Origin of the sequence: Tateyamaria rhodophyticola (genome assembly GCF_047777875.1) — a bacterium.
In the GTDB taxonomy this organism is placed as follows: domain Bacteria; phylum Pseudomonadota; class Alphaproteobacteria; order Rhodobacterales; family Rhodobacteraceae; genus Tateyamaria.
This window is the reverse complement of sequence record NZ_CP180518.1, coordinates 50548-70978: the sequence shown is the minus strand read 5'-3', so window position 1 is coordinate 70978 and position 20431 is coordinate 50548. Positions and strand designations below refer to the sequence as shown.

At 59.4% G+C, this 20431-nt stretch carries 17 protein-coding genes and 1 pseudogene; 14 read left to right on the top strand and 4 right to left on the bottom strand.

Annotated features, from left to right (window positions below):
• Positions 1-35: 35 nt before the first annotated feature.
• The 3 genes and pseudogenes from ACERHN_RS00325 to ACERHN_RS00315 all read left to right on the top strand — a co-directional run.
• Positions 36-1046, top strand: a complete 1011-nt coding sequence (locus tag ACERHN_RS00325) for a serine hydrolase domain-containing protein (RefSeq protein ID WP_415918996.1) — start codon at positions 36-38, stop codon at positions 1044-1046.
• 78 nt (positions 1047-1124) lie between these two features.
• Complete coding sequence (locus ACERHN_RS00320; protein WP_415918995.1) at positions 1125-2327, top strand: helix-turn-helix domain-containing protein; 1203 nt, start codon at positions 1125-1127, stop codon at positions 2325-2327.
• A gap of 845 nt (positions 2328-3172) precedes the next feature.
• A pseudogene (locus ACERHN_RS00315) lies at positions 3173-3331 on the top strand (integrase); the annotation flags it as partial.
• Positions 3332-3386: 55 nt separating this feature from the next.
• Here the strand turns inward: ACERHN_RS00315 and ACERHN_RS00310 are convergent.
• Positions 3387-4421 carry a LacI family transcriptional regulator gene (locus ACERHN_RS00310; RefSeq protein WP_415918994.1) on the bottom strand — a complete coding sequence of 345 codons (1035 nt, stop codon included), beginning with the start codon at positions 4419-4421 and terminating at the stop codon, positions 3387-3389.
• A 129-nt stretch (positions 4422-4550) separates the two neighbouring features.
• Here ACERHN_RS00310 and ACERHN_RS00305 point away from each other — a divergent pair, with 129 nt between their 5' ends.
• The 7 genes from ACERHN_RS00305 to ACERHN_RS00275 all read left to right on the top strand — a co-directional run bounded on the left by ACERHN_RS00305 (position 4551) and on the right by ACERHN_RS00275 (position 13005).
• Positions 4551-5789, top strand: a complete 1239-nt coding sequence (locus ACERHN_RS00305; RefSeq protein WP_415918993.1) for an ABC transporter substrate-binding protein — start codon at positions 4551-4553, stop codon at positions 5787-5789.
• A gap of 73 nt (positions 5790-5862) precedes the next feature.
• The gene (locus ACERHN_RS00300) at positions 5863-6753 is read left to right on the top strand and encodes a carbohydrate ABC transporter permease (protein WP_415919067.1); all 891 of its coding nucleotides are present in this window, start codon (positions 5863-5865) and stop codon (positions 6751-6753) included.
• Positions 6746-7645 (top strand): carbohydrate ABC transporter permease, encoded by a 900-nt coding sequence (locus ACERHN_RS00295; RefSeq protein WP_415918992.1) that lies wholly within the window; start codon positions 6746-6748, stop codon positions 7643-7645. Before ACERHN_RS00300 ends, ACERHN_RS00295 begins: the two co-directional genes overlap by 8 nt.
• On the top strand, positions 7642-8772 hold the full coding sequence (locus ACERHN_RS00290) for an ABC transporter ATP-binding protein (RefSeq protein ID WP_415918991.1): 1131 nt from the start codon (positions 7642-7644) through the stop codon (positions 8770-8772). The genes ACERHN_RS00295 and ACERHN_RS00290 overlap by 4 nt, the downstream gene beginning before the upstream one ends.
• A gap of 10 nt (positions 8773-8782) precedes the next feature.
• On the top strand, positions 8783-10255 hold the full coding sequence (locus tag ACERHN_RS00285) for a beta-glucosidase (protein ID WP_415918990.1): 1473 nt from the start codon (positions 8783-8785) through the stop codon (positions 10253-10255).
• A gap of 835 nt (positions 10256-11090) precedes the next feature.
• Complete coding sequence (locus ACERHN_RS00280) at positions 11091-11975, top strand: bifunctional 5,10-methylenetetrahydrofolate dehydrogenase/5,10-methenyltetrahydrofolate cyclohydrolase (protein ID WP_415918989.1); 885 nt, start codon at positions 11091-11093, stop codon at positions 11973-11975.
• 1 nt (position 11976) lies between these two features.
• Positions 11977-13005: a GlxA family transcriptional regulator gene (locus ACERHN_RS00275; RefSeq protein ID WP_415918988.1), complete on the top strand. Its 1029-nt coding sequence runs from the start codon at positions 11977-11979 to the stop codon at positions 13003-13005.
• On the opposite strand, the gene ACERHN_RS00270 is transcribed toward ACERHN_RS00275, so the two are convergent.
• Positions 12990-13829, bottom strand: coding sequence for an EamA family transporter (locus ACERHN_RS00270; protein WP_415918987.1), 840 nt, complete (start codon positions 13827-13829; stop codon positions 12990-12992). The genes ACERHN_RS00275 and ACERHN_RS00270 overlap by 16 nt on opposite strands.
• Positions 13830-13963: 134 nt before the next feature.
• On the opposite strand from ACERHN_RS00270, the gene ACERHN_RS00265 reads away from it, so the two are divergent.
• Genes ACERHN_RS00265 through ACERHN_RS00255 form a run of 3 tightly spaced genes read left to right on the top strand, consistent with a single transcriptional unit; the run spans position 13964 to position 17111 of the window.
• A complete protein-coding gene (locus tag ACERHN_RS00265; protein WP_415918986.1) occupies positions 13964-16333 on the top strand; it encodes a DUF1989 domain-containing protein in 2370 nt (789 codons plus the stop codon).
• The gene (locus tag ACERHN_RS00260; protein WP_415918985.1) at positions 16330-16707 is read left to right on the top strand and encodes a hypothetical protein; all 378 of its coding nucleotides are present in this window, start codon (positions 16330-16332) and stop codon (positions 16705-16707) included. Before ACERHN_RS00265 ends, ACERHN_RS00260 begins: the two co-directional genes overlap by 4 nt.
• Positions 16704-17111 carry a hypothetical protein gene (locus ACERHN_RS00255; RefSeq protein ID WP_415918984.1) on the top strand — a complete coding sequence of 136 codons (408 nt, stop codon included), beginning with the start codon at positions 16704-16706 and terminating at the stop codon, positions 17109-17111. The genes ACERHN_RS00260 and ACERHN_RS00255 overlap by 4 nt, the downstream gene beginning before the upstream one ends.
• Here the strand turns inward: ACERHN_RS00255 and ACERHN_RS00250 are convergent.
• The gene (locus tag ACERHN_RS00250; RefSeq protein ID WP_415918983.1) at positions 17108-18442 is read right to left on the bottom strand and encodes an NAD(P)-binding domain-containing protein; all 1335 of its coding nucleotides are present in this window, start codon (positions 18440-18442) and stop codon (positions 17108-17110) included. The two genes, ACERHN_RS00255 and ACERHN_RS00250, sit on opposite strands and share 4 nt — an antisense overlap.
• A 152-nt stretch (positions 18443-18594) precedes the next feature.
• Here ACERHN_RS00250 and ACERHN_RS00245 point away from each other — a divergent pair, with 152 nt between their 5' ends.
• Positions 18595-18987, top strand: coding sequence for a hypothetical protein (locus tag ACERHN_RS00245; protein ID WP_415918982.1), 393 nt, complete (start codon positions 18595-18597; stop codon positions 18985-18987).
• A gap of 68 nt (positions 18988-19055) precedes the next feature.
• Here the strand turns inward: ACERHN_RS00245 and glnT are convergent, their stop codons facing one another.
• Positions 19056-20390: a type III glutamate--ammonia ligase gene (glnT, locus tag ACERHN_RS00240; RefSeq protein WP_415918981.1), complete on the bottom strand. Its 1335-nt coding sequence runs from the start codon at positions 20388-20390 to the stop codon at positions 19056-19058.
• Positions 20391-20431 lie beyond the last annotated feature (41 nt).

Here is a 20431-nt window from a genome sequence, read left to right as displayed (position 1 = left end):
AACCACAAAAACTGGGCTTGAGGACAGCTGAGACCATGAACCGACGGAAATTCAATACTGCCGGACTGGCAGCGATCATGACACCTTTGCCGCGTTTGGCAGTGGGCGGAACTATAGAAACGAACCGCAACGGCTATCAGTTTGCTGCGATTAATGGCGGGCTTTTGGCAGCGCGTCACATGGGCATGGCCAACAGTCAAAACAGAGTTGATGACCAGACGCTGTTTCAGGTGGCTTCCTGCTCCAAGACGGCAACAGCCCTTGCGGTTTTGACCTTGGTCCGGGACGGGCGGGTCGATCTGGATGTGCCGGTCAATCACTACCTGGACAGGTGGCAATTGCCCGGGCCCAGAGGCGGCGTCGCGACGATTGCAGAGCTGATGTCGCATACCGCGGGTACGACTGTGCACGGGTTCGCAGGGTATGGACCGGGTGAAGACCTCCCAACTGTCGACGATATTCTCGCCGGGCGCGGGCCCGCGAACTCTGACCCGGTCCGGGCTCAACGCAGGATATTCGGGCGGTTCAAATACAGCGGGGGCGGCACGATGGTCCTCCAATCCCTGATAGAACAGGTGACGGGCACGGACTTTGCAACCTACGCCACGAACGAAGTGCTCAGACCCGTCGGCGCTTCTCATGCGACCTTTGCCATCACTCCGGCCCGACCTTATGCGCATGGATCTCATGAAAACGGTCAGGCGCTGGACGGAGGTTTTATGAGGCATCCCGAAAGCGCTGCGGCTGGTCTTTGGGCGACAGCCTCGGACCTCGCGAACCTCTTTCACGCGGTTCTGCAAGCGCTGGCGGGTGCCCGGCATGCCATTATCCCCACGGTTTTGGCGGAACGCATGGTGACGCCGGTCAGCCAGGGCGCGGGTCTGGGGGTGTTTATCTCTTCTGGTGGGACGATTTCACATGAAGGGCGCAACCTTGGTTACGATTCTATTGTGGCGGCCGAACTCGGCACCGGACGTGTCCGCGCAGCCGTGACAAACCGCAATGGCGCGATCGCGCACTATGCGCGGCAACTTCTGGCTGACTGACCCTCTGGAGCCGATTTCGCGCCGCTTTGGCGTCTGATGCAGTCTGGTGTCTTCATGCAGTTTGGGGGAGTGTACAATATGGAAGACATCATCACCGAACTGGCCGCCACCGGCACGCTTGCAATAGCGGCATTTGGCGCCGTGTTCTGCATGATGCAGTCGAAAGCCTCCGCGGTGAAAAGCAGCTTTGCTGCCTTTCTCGCAGCTGTTGCCATCAACAATGCTCCCGATGCCTTTGGGCGGTTGATCGAGGCAGTGCCGGGACCGCTTGCCGCGTCCGTCGATGTGATCACATGGCCAAGTTCATTTTTTCTGGCACCCCTCTTTTGGGTATACGTCTCCAGACTGACATCCGCGCCCGACGAGCAATCGCAGCGCCATGGCCGCCATTTTGTGTTGCCCGGCCTTACCATCATCCTGGCGGTTGCGATGATGCTGTCACCGCCCGACATCCGAAACATGTTGGGTGCAGAGGAACCAAAAACAGACACGGCATGGAGCATGTTCACTGTGCTTGCCTTTGGGTTATTCCAGCTCGCCGTCTTTCCCCAGATACTCATTTACCTGTTCCTGATCTGGCGGCGATTGATGAAGTTTCGCCTGAGACTGCGCGACGTCTATGCCAGCACTGAACAGCACGAGCTGCGCTGGATCTTTGTGATTTGCGGGCTTGTCGGACTGTTTTGGCTTGCGCACATTGTTCTGCTTGTCACGGTGATCAGCATGCCAGACGGCGCGGTCCCGCTTGGCTCTACAACGTTTGCCAACACTGCGGGTCTGGCGCTTGTGGCCTCAACCGTGCTTTGGGGGTTGCGGCAGCGTCCGCCATTGGTCCCGGACGAGGACGATCCGCACCCGCCTGAGCCACCCAAACCTCAATCCGCGGGCAAATATGAAAAATCGGCACTGAGCGCCGAAGCGTCACATCGCCTTGGTCGCAAACTCCGCGCCGCAATGGAAGTTGACCACCTTCACAGGGATCCGAACCTCTCCCTTTGGGCCCTGGCCCGGCATATCGGTGCATCACCAAACTATGTCTCGCAAACCCTGAACGAAGAGATTGGAGAGAGCTTTTTCGATTTCGTGAATGGCTACCGCGTGGCTGAGGCTCAGAAACTGCTCACGACGACCAACCAATCGATCTTGGCAATTACCTACGAAGTGGGCTTTAACGCGCGGTCCTCTTTTTACAATGCGTTCAAGCGCATAACCGGCCAAACCCCGTCCTATTTCCGAAAAAACATGTCCCAGCCTGTCGGGTTGGACGACATTGGAGCCTGACGGAACGACATCTGACCCACCGACGACGGATCAGGGGCGCCGACTTCAGATGACCCGTGACCAACCTCCAGAGCGAAACGGGGGTGATGTGCGTGATTTCACTGCGTGCATCACCACCTTTGGCTGCCCTGATCCGCGTCGTCGGTGAGACAAGACAGTCGAAAAAGGAACGACAATGAAACGATACCTGATACTCGCCGCCCTCGCGCTGAGTGCATGTGATTCACCTGCTGAGATTGCGGCAAGCGAGCGATTGGACCAAGCATGTCTGCAAGGCAATATACAAGCCTGCGCCGCGGTTCAGCAGAGGGTCGACGCGCGAAACCAGTCGCTTGCCACAACCGCAGCAGGGTTTTGAGGAGCATGACCGCGCGGACGCGACGAGTGCCCCGCAGCAAAGAGCAACACGGCCCTGAGCAAAATCCGCACGACGCCCACCGATCCAGGTTTAACCTGGGTCGGGTCAGGGCATCTGTGCCCATGCATAGCCCGGCCACCAAGCATGCAGACTTGCCCAACGGATGTCGGGGGAATGGTCGATGAAACAGAAGCGCGCGCTTGGGGTGACGATCGGCACGACACTTGGCGCCACCATTGGCTATCTGATGTTTCACAGCATTCCAGGCGCGCTTGGATTGGCGTGTTCGGTTACGGCTTGCATCTTGGGTGCCCAATTTGGCTTCGCGCCTGACCACGAAGATGAACAGCGGTCTGGCTTGATGCCCAACGACCGAACCGATCGCCTGTCTTCAACCGGTCATCATTTGAGCCCTCGACGCAAAACTCTGGCCAACAGTTCAATCCATTTCCAATGTGTCCCTTGCCTCAGGCTCTGCTTTTGGCCCTATCCGATGAGGCGGACGAACGTAACGCAGATCTACAAGAAGACTGACAACTTGCGGGCCGTTCAGCTTCTGCTTGGGCACACCAAGATGGACGGAACAGTCAGACACCTCGGCGTGGGGTTGGAGGAAGCGCTAACAATTGCCGAGGCTATCGAAATCCAGCATCTTCGGATCGCCTTCACGGGCGGCCCAAAGTTGCCCTCCGACCTGCCTCCTAGATGCTGCGGTCGCAGCCCGCATAGCCACCATTCGGAGCTTTCGGTACATCCAGCTTTTGCATCGGACCTTCTTCAGGCCGCTCCACACGACGCACCGCGGCTTTGGCAAGGAAAGCGCCGGCTTCGCTTACATCTTCATATTGGGTTAAAATGCCTTTGCGGAAACGGTTCAAGAAAGAGACGGCTTCCTTGGAGAAAAGATCGATGTCGGCGCCCACAGTTAGGCCCAGATCCTCGATTGCGGAGACGCAAGCCATACAGCTTGTCGAAGAGCCGCAGATAATGCCATCGGCATGGCCCTCCGCCACTGCAAGATGGGACTTGAGCGCCGCCGCAATTTCATCAGAGGCGGAATCGCTCGTGACATGTCGCATCACAGACAACGTGACATTCAAACGGGCCGCAGCCTCCGTCGCACCCGCGATCATCTCGGACGCGTAAAACTGGTTGGCAGGCGGCGCGAGAAGCAGCAGGGACTTGCGTCCACGTACAGCCATACGTTCGACCGCCAAAGCGGCGCAAACCCGATTGTCAAAATCATAAAAGTCATGCCCGTCATTCGCCCCAGTGCGTCCGTGGGTCACGAAGGGAAAATTCTGGGATTTGAGATAGGCGATACGGGGATCATCGGGCTGTGTCTGGTTCAGAATGATCACGTCAGCTGCCTGATTTTGGACAATGCTCTTGATGATCACCAACGGGTCTTCGTCTGGAAGAACCGGCGTGATGGTCAGATTATACCGCGTGCCACGCAAGCCTGCCGCGATTGAATTGATCAGCTTCGCGGTGAGGTTCATCACGTCAGTCTCGGTCGATAGAACAAGTGACACAACATAGCTGCGCCCGGTACGCAAACGCACCCCGGCGCGATTCGGAACATAGCCAATTTCTGCGGCGACCTTCTGCACCCGTTGCCTGGTCGCCTTGCTGATGTCAGGTGCATTTCCGAGGGCGCGCGACACTGTTGGCACCGCCAGTCCCGTCAATTCGGAGATAGATTTCAGTGTAGGGCGCAGTTTTTTATCGAGCATTTTCAATCGTCCATTGGAGAAGTCGAAGACCTCAGCCTCTCAACGTAACCGTTTATAGATCTGGGGGCTTGAAAATAAAACCTAAATCGTTTTAGAAAAATCTATAACGTTTTAGATTGGGAGGACAACATGAGGCGTTTGAAAGCATTTCTGACCGCATCAACCATGCTCTGCGCGACAGCCGCGTCAGCAGAGGGGGTGAAACTGGAGGTCACGCATTGGTGGACCTCCGGCGGTGAAGCCGCCGCCGTGAAGGCGCTAGCCGATGTTTTCGGAGAGCAGTCGAAAAACGAATGGGTCGACGGCGCGATTGCGGGTGGCGGGTCGACCGCACGCCCCGTCATGATCAGCCGGATCACCGGCGGTGATCCGATGCACGCGACGCAATTCAACCACGGCCGCCAGGCAGAAGAGCTTGTCGAAGCTGGCCTGATGCTGGACCTGACCGATGTGGCCGAGGCCGAAGGTTGGCGCGACACGATCAACCCCGTCTCACTGCTCGACAGCTGCACCTACGAAGGCAAGGTGTACTGCGTGCCGATCAACATCCACTCCTGGCAATGGATGTGGATGTCGAACAAGGCCTTTGCCGATGCGGGCGTACCAATCCCAGCCAATTGGGAAGAATTCGTGGCCTCCGCGCCCGCGCTTGAGGCTGCGGGCAAAGTGCCTCTGGTCGTCGGTCAGCAGGATTGGCAGGCCCGCGGGGCATTCTCCGTGCTGCTCGTCGCCATCGGCGGCACCGACCTTTGGGTCGACATCTACGCCAACAAGAACGCGGACGCGGTGCGCGGCGATGCGATGGCAGAGGTGTTTGCGGCCGCTGACACAGCCCGCAATCTGAGCGCCAACAGCAATGTCGGCGATTGGAACCTGGCCACTGCCAAAATCATCAACGGCGAGGCCGGTGCCCAAATCATGGGCGACTGGGCGCAGGGCGAATTTGCAGTGGCCGAAAAGGTCGCCGGTGAGGACTACACCTGCCTGCCAGGCTTGGGCATGAATGAGGTCATCCAGACCGGTGGCGACGCGTTCTATTTTCCCAAACATGATGACCCGGCTGTGACCGCGGCCCAGAAAGAGCTGGCCTCGATCATGTTCAGCCAGGAAGCGCAGGTTGCGTTCAACTTGAAGAAGGGCTCCCTTCCTGTGCGTGGTGACATCGACATGAGCACCGCAAATGATTGCATGCGCAAAGGTTTGGAGATTTTGGCGTCAGGCAATGTTCTGCCCTCCTCGGAACAGGCAATCTCCCAAGACACAGAGCAGCAAATGCGCGATCTGTTCATCGAGTTCTTCAACGACAAGTCGCTGTCAACCGCAGACGCTCAGGAGCGCATGGCGCAACTGATCGAGCAGGCTGACTAAAACTCCCATTGGACTTGTCCACGGCCATGCCGGCACTGTGTCGGCATGGCACCGGAAAACAGAAGACCCCGTCATGCACACCCAACGGCCCAATGCCCTGTTTCGGAACCTGACCGCGAAAATCGCGGCGCTTCCAATGATCGCGACCGCGCTGTTTGTCTTCGTCGGCTGCACACTCTGGACGGTATACTACTCCTTTACCAAGTCCCGCATGTTGCCGAGCGACAAATGGGTCGGCTTGCAGCAGTACGAGCGGCTCTGGAACACATCCAAATGGCAAATCGCCGTCGAGAACCTTCTGATCTTCGGGTTTTGCATGATGATCCTCAGTTTGGTGATCGGCTTTACTCTGGCAGCTCTTCTTGATCAGAAGATCCGATTTGAAAACACCGTTCGGACCATCATCCTTTATCCGTTCGCGCTGTCGTTCATTGTCACCGGTCTGATCTGGCAATGGGTGTTGAACCCCGATTTCGGCATCCAACAGGTGGTGCGCGACCTTGGTTGGAAGAGCTTTGAGTTCAATCCGCTCTTCAACTCCGACATCGTCATCTACGGCGTATTGATCGCGGCCGTCTGGCAAGGGTCGGGCTTTATCATGGTCGTGATGCTGGCAGGGCTCCGCGGCATAGATGAAGAGATCTGGAAAGCTGCGCGCGTCGACGGCATCCCTAAATGGCGCACTTACGTTTTCATCATCATTCCGATGATGCGCCCGGTCTTCGTGACCGCGCTGGTGCTGATCGCGTCGGGTATCATCAAGGTCTATGACTTGGTGAAGGCCCAGACAAACGGCGGCCCGGGCGTCAGCAGCGAGGTTCCGGCGAAATACGTCATCGACATGATGTTCGGTAACCAGAACCTCGGCCAGGGCTTCGCGGCCTCTACCATGATGTTGTTGTCGGTTGCCGTCATCCTGATCCCCTGGGCCTATCTCGAGTTTGGGAGCAAGAAACATGGCTGACATTGCCTATCCCGCCGAAGCAAGAGGCGCAAAGCCGCGCCGGGTGCTGAGCAAAGGGAACATCATCCTGTGGTCCACACTCGCGGTGATCCTCGCCTATTACGCCTTGCCGCTTTACGTGATGGTGGTGACCTCCCTCAAAGGCATGCCCGAAATCCGCATGGGCAATATCTTCTCCCCGCCGATGGAAATCACATTTGAGGCCTGGCACAAGGCCGCGTTCACCGCTTGCACAGGCCTCAATTGCGAAGGGCTGTCGCGGGGCTTTTGGAATTCCGTCGAAATTCTGGTGCCGTCGACGATCCTTTCGATCGCTGTGGCGTCAATCTCCGGCTACGCGATTGCGAACTGGCGCTTCAGAGGGTCGGAGGTGTTCTTCACCATCCTGATCTTTGGCGCCTTCATTCCCTACCAAGTGATGATCTACCCGCTGGTGATCCTGCTGCGGGAAATCGGATTGTTCGGCTCGCTCTGGGGTCTGGTCTTGGTGCATACCGTCTTCGGGATGCCGATCCTGACCCTGCTTTTTCGCAACTACTTCACGTCCCTGCCCGAGGAGCTTTTCAAAGCCGCGCGCGTCGACGGCGCGGGGTTCTGGGGCATCTTCCTTAGGGTGCTGGTGCCCATGTCCCTACCCATCTTCATGGTCGCGCTGATCTTGCAGATGACGGGCATCTGGAACGACTTCCTGTTCGGCGTGATCTACACCCGCCCTGATCAGTACCCCATGACTGTGCAACTCAACAACATCGTCAACGCCGTGCAAGGCGTCAAAGAATACAACGTCAACATGGCCGCCACGTTGCTGACCGGGATTGTCCCTCTGACAATCTACTTCGTATCAGGCAAACTTTTCGTGCGCGGGATCGCAGCGGGGGCCGTAAAGGGATGAAACATGAAATTGCACTGCATAACCCGGATCAGCCAGCCATGACGGCGGCACAACCATCTGTGTCAATCAAGGGACTCGACCTCAGCTTTGGCGCGGTCGATGTGCTCAAAGGCCTCAATCTCGATATCGCCGCAGGTGAGTTTCTGGTGCTTCTCGGATCCTCCGGCTGCGGCAAGTCCACGCTGCTCAGCTGTATCGCGGGCCTTTTGGACCTGACCGATGGTCAGATCTTTATCAATGGCCATAACGTCACCTGGGCCGAGCCGTCCGAGCGTGGCATCGGGATGGTGTTCCAAAGCTATGCGCTTTACCCGCAAATGACGGTTGAGGGAAATCTGGGTTTCGGCCTGCGCAACGCCGGTGTCCCCAAGGCCGAGGTGAAGGAACGCATTGCACGCGCCGCCAAGATCCTGCAGATCGAGCCGCTTCTGAAACGCCGCCCCGCCGCCCTGTCAGGTGGGCAACGTCAAAGGGTCGCCATTGGCCGCGCGCTTGTACGGGACGTTGATGTTTTCCTCTTTGACGAGCCGCTGTCCAACCTCGACGCCAAGCTGCGCGCCGACCTGCGGGTCGAGATCAAATTGCTGCACCAACAGCTTGGCAACACGATGATTTACGTCACCCACGATCAGGTCGAAGCCATGACGCTCGCCGACCGTATCGCGATCATGAAAGACGGCAAGATCATGCAGCTCGGTACGCCAGACGCGGTCTATAACGAGCCCGCCAATCGCTACGTGGCCGAATTCATCGGCGCGCCCGCAATGAACTTCCTCAATGGCACACTGACTGGCACCACGCTCTCTTTTGCGGGTCTGTCCTTCGATGTCGCGGACTATCCGTTTCAAGGCGCGCCTCCAGACGATTTGGAGGTCACGGTTGGTCTGCGGCCGGAACATCTGATCGTGGGGCCGGACCAATCGCAAAGCGCTGCATGCGTCGAACTGACTGCCGACATTGTCGAACCCATGGGAGCGGACACCCTCGTATGGACCACGCTGGATAATCAGCGTTTCCGCGTGCGGCTCGACGGCCAAACCAAGATTTCCGCGGGCGATACGATCACCGTGGGAATTGGGGTCAAGACCCTCAACCTTTTCGACACCGTCACCGAGCAGCGCCTTTAGGACCATCATCATGAACAAATTTTCGCCCGTTGCGACCCATTGGTCCGATATCAAAGCGCATGATCCCAAAGCCATCGCGGATCGGTTTAGTACGGATTTTGTCTGGGGGGTCGCGACGGCCTCCTACCAGATCGAAGGCGCGACCCGCGCCGATGGCCGCGGCCCTAGCATCTGGGACGCGTTCTCGAACATGCCGGGCCGGGTCTATCAGGGACACAATGGCGACATTGCCTGCGACCACTACAACCGCATGGACGAAGATTTGGACCTCATCGCAGCCATGGGCGTTAAGGCCTATCGCTTTTCCATCGCCTGGCCCCGCGTGATCCCCGATGGGCGCGGGCAAGTGAACGAGGCCGGCATTGGCTTCTATGACCGCCTTTTGGATGGCTTGGCCGCGCGCGGCATCAAGGCCTTCCCCACACTCTATCATTGGGATTTACCGCTGGCACTCGCAGGTTACGGCGGTTGGACGGACCGCGACACCGCGCAGGCTTTCGCAGACTACACCACCGCCGTTGTACGCCGCTTGGGCGATCGGGTGGAGGCACTGGCCACGTTTAATGAGCCATGGTGCTCGACCTATCTGGGCCATTGGATCGGCAAACACGCCCCGGGAGAGCGCAACATCGACGCTGCCCTCGCCGCGGTGCATGTGACCAACCTCGCCCATGGGCTCGGCGTTCAGGCCGCGCGCGCCGAACGCGCCGACATCGCAATGGGCACCGTGCTCAACGCGCAATCCATCTATCCTGCCAGCGACAGCGAGGCGGACCACGCCGCCGCCGAACGCTCGTTCCAGTTCAACAACGGGGTGTTTTTCGATCCCCTCTTCAAGGGCGAATACCCCGAGCAGCTCTGGGACGCGCTAGGCAACAAACTCCGCGTACAGGAAGGCGATCTGGAGATCATCCACCAGCCGCTGGATTGGTGGGGCTTCAACTACTACTTCCCTGCCACCGTCAAGGCCGCCTCCACCGCAGCCGATCGTGGCGGGCTGACTGGCGTGGGCGCGATGGGCCAGTTTCAGGCAGATGAGGATGCGGCCTCCGCCTTCCTCAACCTGTCCTCTGTGCCAAGCTCGGACAGCAACTTGCGCACCGATATCGGCTGGGAGATTGTACCCCAGGGTATCGCCGATCTGCTGACCACAGTCTATGACCGCTACGACCTGCCACCGGTCTACATCACCGAGAACGGCGCCTGCTACAACACCGAGCCGGACAAAGACGGCGTCATCGAAGATCAGGACCGCCTCGACTATATCGCTGCGCATCTCAACATATTGGCGGACACAGCCAAGGCAGGCATCCCTCTGAAAGGCTATTTCGCCTGGTCGCTGATGGACAATTTTGAATGGGCGGAGGGCTACCGGATGCGGTTCGGGCTCGTCTTCGTCGACTATGAAACCCAAACCCGCGTTCCCAAGAAGAGCGGCCAATGGTTTGCTGAGTTGTCGATCCATCATGGCTCGAATGTGTGATGCTACCTTTTAGTCATGGCACATGAAACGAGTCCAAAGGTCAGCTTCAACACTGTGGTCGCATGCAATAACCATCCAGCTAAGGCATTTCGTGGGTAAGTTTTCAATTGAGATGAAACTTCTGAACGAAAGCCGACACTCGCGAAGGTATCCCCAACATCAGAGCTTTGGATCAGATAGAGCGCCCTATCACATATTGCATGAGTTTGATTTTCTCTACACGAGCGACTGCGAGCTGATTTTCGTCCTCGCGCTCTTCGGGGAAGAGTTCGCAATCAACATGGGCGGATCAGAAACCGAGCGCTACGAAGACTATCTTCAGCTGAGCAAAGGAACGAGCCTTTTGGCACCGTGGCATTAAAGACTTCTTAGGTAGATGTCCGCTTTCGCGACGTTGCAAATAGAACCTCGCGTTTGCGGCGAATGGCCGCTTCCCGCCCATGTTGCGAAAATTCTGGTCGCGCAAAATGGGTCAAGATATTTGCCTGTTGAAGGCCCGGCCAAAAACCGAAGGGACGCACCAAAAATCGTCATTTGACAGTGTTCGTGCCTCTGGGAGGCGCAGTCGGGCTTCGAATTTCAGCTTGGGCGTCGCAATGGCATCTGGCAGAAGCGTACTGTCATCAGGTTTGCAAGTTATTCAACAGTTTCAGCTCAATCCTGCGCTCAAAAGTTGTGGATCAAAAACCCAAGACACCCGAGCAGCATAGCAAAGGACAGATCACAGGGTCTGTCGCACTGATCCAACGCCTCAACCTCCAGTGAAAAAAGTTGCATATAGGGAAAATTTCTGAGACGCTTGCGCTGAGATCCAGCGCGTACCACCGGAGTCATTGTGAAAGACAGCGTTCAGACCCATCACCAAATCGACGGCCGGGCCGTCGCTGCGCGCATTCTCGCAGAGTGTCGTGCCTTTAGCGAACAACACGGTCAGATCGGTCGCCTCGTTTCGGTCTCCATCGGAGACGTTGCTGAAATTGCAGTGTATGTCCGCAATCAGGAACGCGGAGCGGCGCGCGCCAACGTGCCCTTTGAAACGCAATTCTGGCCCGGCGACATCTCTCAGGACGAGGCCAAGGCAAAAATCCAAACGATGAATGACGATGCCGCGGTGCTGGGCATCATCCTGCAACGTCCCGTGCCCGACCATATCAACTTGCGGTCGCTGCAATCGGCCATTCACCCGCTCAAGGATGTCGAAGGGATGAACCCCGCCTCCATCGGCAACATCGTCTACTCGGACGTGGCGCTGGCCCCCTGCACCGCCGCCGCCAGTGTCGAATTGATCAAGGAGACCGGCCTCGACCTCAAGGGGCTTGAGGTGGTGATGATCGGACATTCGGAAATCGTGGGCAAGCCGGCCGCCATGATGCTGATGGCCGAAGGGGCCACTGTGACGGTCTGCCATCACATGACACGGTCGGTCGCCATGCATTCGCGGCGCGCAGACGTGGTTGTCGTTGCTGTGGGCATCCCGCATTTTCTTGGCCCTGACATGATCAAACCGGGGGCTGCTGTAATCGATATCGGCATCAACCAGATTGACGCACCAGATGGCGGTTCAAAAATCGTGGGGGACGTCGACACCGATGCGGTCGGGACCATCGCAGGCTGGATCACACCTGTGCCAGGCGGCGTTGGGCCGGTTACTGTGGCAATCCTGATGCGCAACGCAATCGTGGCCCATCAACGCCAGGTCGCAGCTGGATGGATGGACTGAAATGGGCAAACCCGACTACCGCTTTGATGTTGCCGCTGCAATCGACACGCATGTTCAGTCGCGTGAGATCGAAATCCATGTGACCAAGGGGTTCAGTGGCCTCGAGCTGACATCAATCACGCACGTCCTGGCGACGGCGAACATGCTCCTCGGGCGTGATCTCTTTTCCTGGCGCTTCAGCACGGACACGCCGGGCCTTGTGGCTGGCGATCAGGGCGCGCTGGTCCGGGCCGAGCCTGCCATTGGTGATCACCGATTGGCTGACATGATGGTTGTGGTCGGCGGCAAGGGTGCTGCGGGCGGCACTTGGTTGGCGCGTGCGCGTGCGATGCAGCGCAAGGCGCGCACGGTGGTGCTGTTGTCGGACGCTGCAACCGCCTACATCCAGGCGACGAAGGCACCCAGCGGTCGGGTCACGACACACTGGCGCGATGTCACGACCTTGATCGAAACCGGCTATCACCCGAACCTCACAACACATCTCAGCGAGAATTCGGATGGGATCATCACGGCGGCGGGTGCTGGGGCAACGCTTGAATTGATTGCGGGCCTCGTGGCACCCCACCTCACACGCCCACAGGTTGCCGAACTGGGCAATCATCTGCTGCTGCAAACGCTCCGCAAAAGTCACGCGGAACAGCCCAGATGCATCGCAGACAATGAAGGCATGTTCGATGCCCGTCTGACGAAAGTCATTCGCCTGATGGAGGACACGGTGAACGAACCACTGTCCATGGACGAAATTACGGAGCGTGTCGGTATCTCGACCCGCCATCTTGAGCGGGTGTTTCGCACCACGTTCAACGATACCCCCGCCCGGTTTTACAAACGGCTCCGGGTCAAACGCGCCCGCACGATGATCGAAGAGTCGCTGTTGCCGATGGTCGATATCGCCATTGCTTGCGGTTTCGGATCGTGCACGACAATGGCCAAGGCGGTCAAAGGGGAATACGGCGTCACACCGTCCCAAATGCGCGCGCGCAAAAGCGCTCAGTTGCTCACCTATGACGGGCGTCAGACCGCCAGATAGCCGATCGCCGCAAAGACGATCAGGATTCCGATCCACTGAACGCGCGCCACGGCCTCGCGCAGGAACACCGCCGCCAAAATGATGGTCAGCACGCCAAAAGTTGACGCCGCAACGGAGGCAAAGGCAGGATATGCAAAGGTGCCCGCAAACATCACGGCCCCGATGGCGGTTGCATCCAGCACACCCATAATCACCAGGATCGGCAGCGCGGATCGCTCCGGAATGACGGACTGGCGCGCAAGCAGGGCAACGGCTGCAACGACGCCAACCGCCGCCACCCGTGCCACCGCGATGGCCGTCATCTCGGCACCGCCCGAGACGGAAAGTTGCCCCAACGCAAATGACACCGCAAACCCGATGGCCGCCAGCATGGACCAGACAATCGCCGCGGGTTGCGTCCCCGCGCCGGTGTCGTCCTTGGACGTGGCCGCAACAAAGCCGCAGCCTGCCACAACGACCACCACGGCGAGCCATTGCAACCCGGTGACCGCCTGCCCGTTCATCACCGCCCAGCCGACCGACAGGATCGGAAAGCTCGCGACAATGGGCGCGACCAGCCGCACCGGCCCTATGGCAAGCGCCTTGTAAAATGCGGCGCCCGTCAGGCCAAAGACCACACCAGACGCGACCGCATAGCCTGTCGCATCGGAGGGCAGCCCCTCTGCGCCGAGGATCAGCGCCAGCGCTGCGGTTGCGACGCAACCGCTCACCAGCACCGGAAACAGCGACTGGAACACGCCCACCCGTTGCGAGATGTAGCGCACGAGCGTGTCGTGCACGCCCCAGCAGAACGCCGCGATCATGCCCAGCGTCAGCGCACCCATTGTCCGCCCCTCCAAGCCAGATATGTTTTTGTCACGCCGCGTACCCCTTTGCTTGCGGCATGGCTGCCACCTCGTTATTCTCACAGTTAAACATTTATTCCGCTAGTGCAAAACGCGGAGTCCGGGAGACGACCATGCTCGACGATCCTTACCCCAAGGTAAAGCCCGGCCCGCCGCGTCCCAGTCAAATCATCCAGCCCGCTCAATTCTCGCTGCCGCCCGGCACCGAACGCTATGTGGTGCAAGGGGGTGGGGCCATTTTGATCCCCGTCGAGGCGGGCGATCAGGTCAGCATTATCAATGACGAGGGCGGTCAAGTCTGCGAAGTTGTATGTGCCGACGCACAAGGGCACGTAGCGGACAGTCTGCTCGACCGCCCGGCGGATGCGCCCGCCGATGGTCTGCGCGCCCTGCTCGCAGGCAGCGATCAGTCGCTGCGCGGCTTCCGCATGGGGCTTGAGGCCCGCCGCATTGATCTGGCCCCGGCCCGCGCCGTGCGCCTGTTCGATCCGGACACACGGGCCAAGGCGTCCGAAGACATGCGCGTCGCCCGCGACGGCACGCTGATCATCGCGGCCCCCGGCGGCGCGATGGACGCCGAAGCACAGGATACCGTCACCCCGCTCACTGTGATGATCAAACGCGCCATGATCAAAAGCCACTTCAAATTCGAACTGCCCGACCCGCTGGCCGATCCGAAAGCCGACATTCGCGTGCACAGCGCCACAGCAGAAGCGTTCTTTGTCAAAGCGGGCGACTATATCCAGATCATCGACGTCGATGGCCGCCAATGCACCGATTTCGAATGCTTCTCGGCCCGCAAGCTCGACAAGGGGATCGAACACGCGCTGGACGTCACCACCACCCGCACCCTGATGGGCCACGCCTATCCCATGCCCGGCCTGCACGCGAAATACTACGATCAGGAAATGCTGCCGCTGGTCGAAGTGGTGCAAGACACCTGCGGGCGTCACGACGCCTTCGCGCTCGCCTGTTCGGCCAAGTATTACGACGACATCGGCTATCCTGGTCACATCAACTGCTCGGAAAACTTCAACACCGCGCTGTCCGAGTTCAACGTGACGGGCCGCCCCGGCTGGATGGCGATCAACTTCTTCTTCAACACCTATCTCGATGAACACGGCGTCATGTACTCGGATGAGCCGTGGTCCCGCCCCGGCGACTACGTCCTGCTGCGCGCGCTGACGGATATCGTCTGCGTCTCCTCCGCCTGTCCCGACGATACCACGGCGGCCAACGGCTGGAACCCCACCGACATCCACGTGCGCACCTACAGCGGGCGCGAAACCTTCCAACGCAGCGTCGCCTACCGACCGACCCCCGATGCGGACCCCAAAATGACCAAACAAACCGCCTTCCATGACAGCTTTGCCAAGCACACCCGCAACTTTGTCGAATACAACGGCTACTGGCTTGCCAACTGCTTTGCCGAAGCAGGCCCGATCGAGGAATACTGGGCCTGCCGCCAAAAGGCGGTGATCATGGACCTCTCCCCCCTCCGCAAGTTCGAGATCACGGGACCGGATGCCGAGGCGCTCTGCCAATACGTCTTCACCCGCAATATGAAAACGCTGGCCGTGGGCGGGGTCGTCTACACCGCGATGTGCTATGAACACGGTGGCATGATCGACGACGGCACCGTCTTCCGGCTGGGCAAAGACAACTTCCGCTGGATCGGCGGGAATGATTGTGGCGGCGACTGGCTGCGTGAACAGGCCGACAAACTGGGGCTGAAGGTGCTGGTAAGGTCTTCCACCGACCAGCTGCACAACGTCGCCGTGCAAGGACCCGAAAGCCGCGACCTCTTGCGCAAAATCGTCTGGACCGCGCCGCACAACCCCGAGTTCGACCAGCTTGGATGGTTCCGCTTCACCCCGGCCCGCCTGATGAACGAAAGCGGCACGCCCTTCGTGATCTCACGCACCGGCTACACGGGCGAGCTGGGCTATGAGGTCATGTGCCACCCCAAACACGCCCCCGAAATCTTCGACGCGATCTGGGAGGCTGGCCAGGATCACGGCCTGCGCCCCATGGGGCTAGAGGCGCTCGACATGGTACGGATCGAGGCCGGGCTGATCTTTGCGGGCTACGATTTCTCCGACCAGACTGACCCGTTCGAGGCCGGGATCGGCTTCACCGTCCCGCTCAAATCGAAACCCGACGACTTCATCGGGCGCGACGCGTTGATCCGGCGCAAGGATCACCCCAGCCGCAAGCTTGTCGGCCTCGACATCGACAGCAATGTGCAGGTTGACCACGGCGACTGCATCCATATCGGCCGTGCCCAGATTGGCGAGGTCACGTCCTCCATGCGCTCCCCCCTTTTGGACAAAAACATCGCCCTCGCTCGCATCGACGTGGCCCATGCGGATGTCGGCACGCAGGTCGAGGTTGGCAAACTCGACGGCCACCAGAAACGCCTGCCCGCTGAAATCGTGCCCTTCGCCCATTACGACCCGAAAAAGGAGCGCCCCCGCTCATGATCCGCCGCGTCTTCCTCCTCGGGCTGCTCACGCTCGCCCTGCCCGCCCACGCACAGGCCGTGAAACTGAAAGCGCACGAGATTGACGCGCTCCTGTCCGGGAACACCGCGATTGGCAAATGGGACGGGGCCGACTACCGCCAATATTTTGACCCCGATGGTACAACGATCTACGCCCAGACAGGCGCACGGTCCGCCCGCGGCGAATGGCGCGTCGACGCAGGCAAAGACGAATACCAAAGCATCTGGCCCCGCGATGCGGATTGGGAAGGATGGTTTGTGATGGAATGGGACGGCACGTTCTACTGGGTCAGCAAGAAAACCCCACCCACACCGTTTGAACTGGTCGAAGGCGAACAGCTGGTGGCCCAATGATCCGTGCCCTGATCCTCGCGCTCAGCGCCACAACTGCCCATGCGGACACGTATTGTGCGGACCTGACGGTGCTCATCGATGGCACCGCCACCGACATCGCCTTGCCCTTTGGCACGCAAGGCACCTGCACCACATCGCTGGATCTGACCGGCGCACGTTCGCTTAACTGCCGCTGGCCTTTCGACTACCGGGCCAAGGGCGCAACCGACACCTTCACTGACTTGCTCGACGTCACAACCAAGTGCCTGAACACCGATGGCCTCAGCGATCAGGGCGTGAACCACCCCGACAGCTATGACCTACGCACATTCAACACGGACAGCGCGCAGGTGAGCATTTCGATCAAGGACAAGGGCGCGCTGCAACAGACCTTCATCTTCCTGCGCGTCGCCCCTAGACCCTAATTCTGCAAATACACCTCAAGGCTGTCATCCAGCGCATCCACCCACGGCGTGTGGTGCTTGGGCGCCATCGTCCCGGTCATCACGGACTTGTACCCATTGTCGCGGAACGTCATGATCCCCTGCTTCTTGTGACCCTTCCATTCCTTGAACGCCTTGCAGGCCCCCTCGACATCAAAGGACGGATAGTCCGTCTCTGCGATCAACTCCTTGATGTAATCGCCCTGATACCAAATCGCATCATAGTCATCTTCGCCTGCATCCTCACGCGCCACACGGTCCACCACATCGGCCTCCATCTCGGCTTTCGACGGCATCGCGATCTTGCCCATGATCGCATCACGCACCCACCAGGCCTGCGCATCGAACATGTTGAAGGTGAACCACTGATCCTGCATGCCCAGATAGAACAGCGCCGGATTATGCACCCACGCGACACCCTTATACAGGTCCGCCGTCGCCAGCCGGTTTGCCGTTTTCAGGCGCAGATCCTCGGCCATAAAGGGGAAGTGGTGCTGATATCCGGTGCACAGAATGACCGCATCCACGTCGCGGTTGGTGCCGTCCTTGAAATGCGCCGTCTTGCCGTCCACATGGGTCAGCAAAGGCACCTCGGCCCAGTTGTCGGGCCAGTCGTACCCCATGGCCGCCGTGCGGTGTGACACGGTGATCGACTTCGCGCCATACTTCCAGCATTGCGACCCGATATCCTCGGCGGAGTAACTGGTGCCGACAATCAGAATATCCTGATCCTTGAATTCGAGCGCATCGCGGAAATCATGGGCGTGCAGCACCCGGCCCTTGAAGCTCTCGAACCCCGGAAACTCCGGCACATTCGGGGTCGAAAAGTGGCCCGACGCACAGATCACATGATCGAAGGTTTCGGTGTATTCGTTGTCCGCGGGCAAGTCCTTGACCGTCACACTGAACTTGCCGTCCTCGAACTCCACCCTGCGCACCGCCGTCTCGAACCGGATCCAGTCCCGCACGCCTGCCTTCTCAACACGGCCCTGGATATAGTCAAACAGCACGGCCCGAGGAGGATAGGATGCGATCTGCTTGCCGAAATGCTCCTCGAAGGAATAGTCGGCAAATTCGAGGCCCTCTTTCGGCCCGTTCGACCACAGATACCGGTACATCGACCCGTGCACCGGCTCGCCATACTGGTCCACCCCCGTGCGCCATGTGTAGTTCCACAAACCACCCCAGTTCGACTGCTTTTCAAAGCAGACAATCTCCGGGATATCCTCGCCGTTCTGCTTGGCCGACTGGAAAGCGCGCAGCTGTGCCAGGCCTGACGGGCCGGCCCCGATGATGGCGATACGTTTGGGCATGATGCGACTCCCCTGTCGAAATTTTGTCCTGCCCAATTCGACTGCGATCACCCCTGCAAGTCAACAATTTTGCACAACAGTGAAATTGCCATCGTGACTTTTTCGGTTGTATCGTGTTGATTTCAGGCACACATGACGGAGCGGAGGCGACAGTGCCCAAACCACATTTCAGTTTCTGGATCATCGCGGGCTTGGGTCTGGCGTGGAATCTGATGGGCTGTCTGAACTTCATCACCCAGATGAACGCAGATGCCGTGGCGCAGATGCCCGAGCTCTACCAGCTCATCATCGCGGCCCGCCCACTCTGGGCGACGCTCGCCTTTGGCTTTGCCGTCTTCGGCGGGGCGCTCGGGTGCATTCTGCTGCTTTTGCGCCGTCGCTTGGCGACCATCGCCTTGTTGGTGTCATTGCTGGCCATCGTCCTGACCGTGATCCAGACCGTATCTATGGTCGGAATGGCCCCCAGCACGATCCTGTCGCTGTTGGTGGGCGCGGCGCTGTTCTGGTATGCGACGATCGCTGCGCGCACAGGCTGGCTGCACTAACACGGATCTCAAAAACACGGCGCGCAGGACCTTGCATGGATCCTGCGCGCTTGCCGTTCGGGCAATGCTCAGATGTCGAGCGTGTTGTCTTTCTCCCACTGCGAGAAGTGCGCGGTGAAGTCGTTCCATTCCTGGGTTTTCATCTTGATGTAGGAGGCGGAGAAGTCGTGGCCCATTGCGGCCTTGAGGCTCTTGTCCTTGTCGTATTCGCGGATGGCATCGAGCATGTTGAGCGGCAGTTTGGGCGCGCCGCGGACCTTGTGGCCTTCGGCATACATGTCGATGTCGTGGCGTTTGCCCGGGTCGGCCTTGCTGCGGATGCCGTCGAGACCCGCGGCGATGATCACCGCCTGCAGCAGGTAGGGGTTCGTCGCCCCGTCGGGCAGGCGCAGCTCGAACCGGCCGGGGCCGGGCACGCGGACCATGTGGGTGCGGTTGTTGCCGGTCCAGGTGACCGTATTCGGTGCCCAGGTGGCCCCCGACATGGTGCGGGGGGCGTTGATGCGCTTGTAGCTGTTGACCGTGGGGTTGGTGATCGCGGCCAGAGCACTGGCGTGCTTCATGATCCCGCCCAGGAAGTGGCGGCCCTTTTCCGACAGGCCCAGTTCGGCCGTCTGGCTGCTGTCGTTGGGCTCCATCGCGAAGACGTTGGTTTTCGCGTCGGCCCCGGCGGCATCCCAGACCGAGATGTGGGCGTGGCAGCCGTTGCCGGTCAGACCCTCGACCGGCTTGGGCATAAAGGTGGCGCGGAAGCCGTGCTTTTCGGCCACCGATTTGGTCATGAACTTGAAGAAGGAATGCTTGTCGGCGGTGCGCAACGCATCATCGAACGCCCAGTTCATCTCAAATTGACCATTCGCGTCTTCGTGGTCGTTCTGGTACGGACCCCAGCCCAGATCCAGCATGTAATCGCAGATCTCGCGCACCACGTCATAGCGGCGCATGACGGCCTGCTGGTCATAGCAGGGCTTGGCCGCCGTATCATATTCGTCGCTGATCTGGCTGCCGTCCGGTGTCATAAGAAAGTATTCAGCTTCGATCCCGGTCTTGACGTGCAGACCTTCGGCGGCGGCCTCGTCGATCAGGCGGCGCAGCACGTTGCGAGGCGCTTGCGCGACGTCCTCGTCCTCCATCACGCAGTTGCCTGCGACCCAGGCCACTTCGGGCTTCCACGGCAATTGGATCACCGACGACGGGTCCGGCACGGCCAGCATGTCGGGATGCGCGGGCGTCATGTCGAGCCATGTGGCAAAGCCCGCGAACCCTGCGCCATCTTCTTGCATGTCAGCGATGGCTTGGGCGGGCACCAGCTTGGCCCGTTGACCGCCAAACAGGTCGGTGAAGGAAATCATGAAATACTTGACGCCGTTGTCGGCGGCGAACTTGGCAAGATCAGTGGTCATCTGTCTGTTCCTGTTGGTCTTTATGTGGTGAGGGCGCGTGC

Bases quoted from the DNA above. Each gene is read 5' to 3' on its own strand.
- ACERHN_RS00325 (WP_415918996.1), top strand. From the start codon at position 36: ATGAACCGACGGAAATTCAATACTGCCGGACTGGCAGCGATCATGACA.
- ACERHN_RS00320 (WP_415918995.1), top strand. From the start codon at position 1,125: ATGGAAGACATCATCACCGAACTGGCCGCCACCGGCACGCTTGCAATA.
- ACERHN_RS00310 (WP_415918994.1), bottom strand. From the start codon at position 4,421: ATGCTCGATAAAAAACTGCGCCCTACACTGAAATCTATCTCCGAATTG.
- ACERHN_RS00305 (WP_415918993.1), top strand. From the start codon at position 4,551: ATGAGGCGTTTGAAAGCATTTCTGACCGCATCAACCATGCTCTGCGCG.
- ACERHN_RS00300 (WP_415919067.1), top strand. From the start codon at position 5,863: ATGCACACCCAACGGCCCAATGCCCTGTTTCGGAACCTGACCGCGAAA.
- ACERHN_RS00295 (WP_415918992.1), top strand. From the start codon at position 6,746: ATGGCTGACATTGCCTATCCCGCCGAAGCAAGAGGCGCAAAGCCGCGC.
- ACERHN_RS00290 (WP_415918991.1), top strand. From the start codon at position 7,642: ATGAAACATGAAATTGCACTGCATAACCCGGATCAGCCAGCCATGACG.
- ACERHN_RS00285 (WP_415918990.1), top strand. From the start codon at position 8,783: ATGAACAAATTTTCGCCCGTTGCGACCCATTGGTCCGATATCAAAGCG.
- ACERHN_RS00275 (WP_415918988.1), top strand. From the start codon at position 11,977: ATGGGCAAACCCGACTACCGCTTTGATGTTGCCGCTGCAATCGACACG.
- ACERHN_RS00270 (WP_415918987.1), bottom strand. From the start codon at position 13,829: ATGGGTGCGCTGACGCTGGGCATGATCGCGGCGTTCTGCTGGGGCGTG.
- ACERHN_RS00265 (WP_415918986.1), top strand. From the start codon at position 13,964: ATGCTCGACGATCCTTACCCCAAGGTAAAGCCCGGCCCGCCGCGTCCC.
- ACERHN_RS00260 (WP_415918985.1), top strand. From the start codon at position 16,330: ATGATCCGCCGCGTCTTCCTCCTCGGGCTGCTCACGCTCGCCCTGCCC.
- ACERHN_RS00255 (WP_415918984.1), top strand. From the start codon at position 16,704: ATGATCCGTGCCCTGATCCTCGCGCTCAGCGCCACAACTGCCCATGCG.
- ACERHN_RS00250 (WP_415918983.1), bottom strand. From the start codon at position 18,442: ATGCCCAAACGTATCGCCATCATCGGGGCCGGCCCGTCAGGCCTGGCA.
- glnT (WP_415918981.1), bottom strand. From the start codon at position 20,390: ATGACCACTGATCTTGCCAAGTTCGCCGCCGACAACGGCGTCAAGTAT.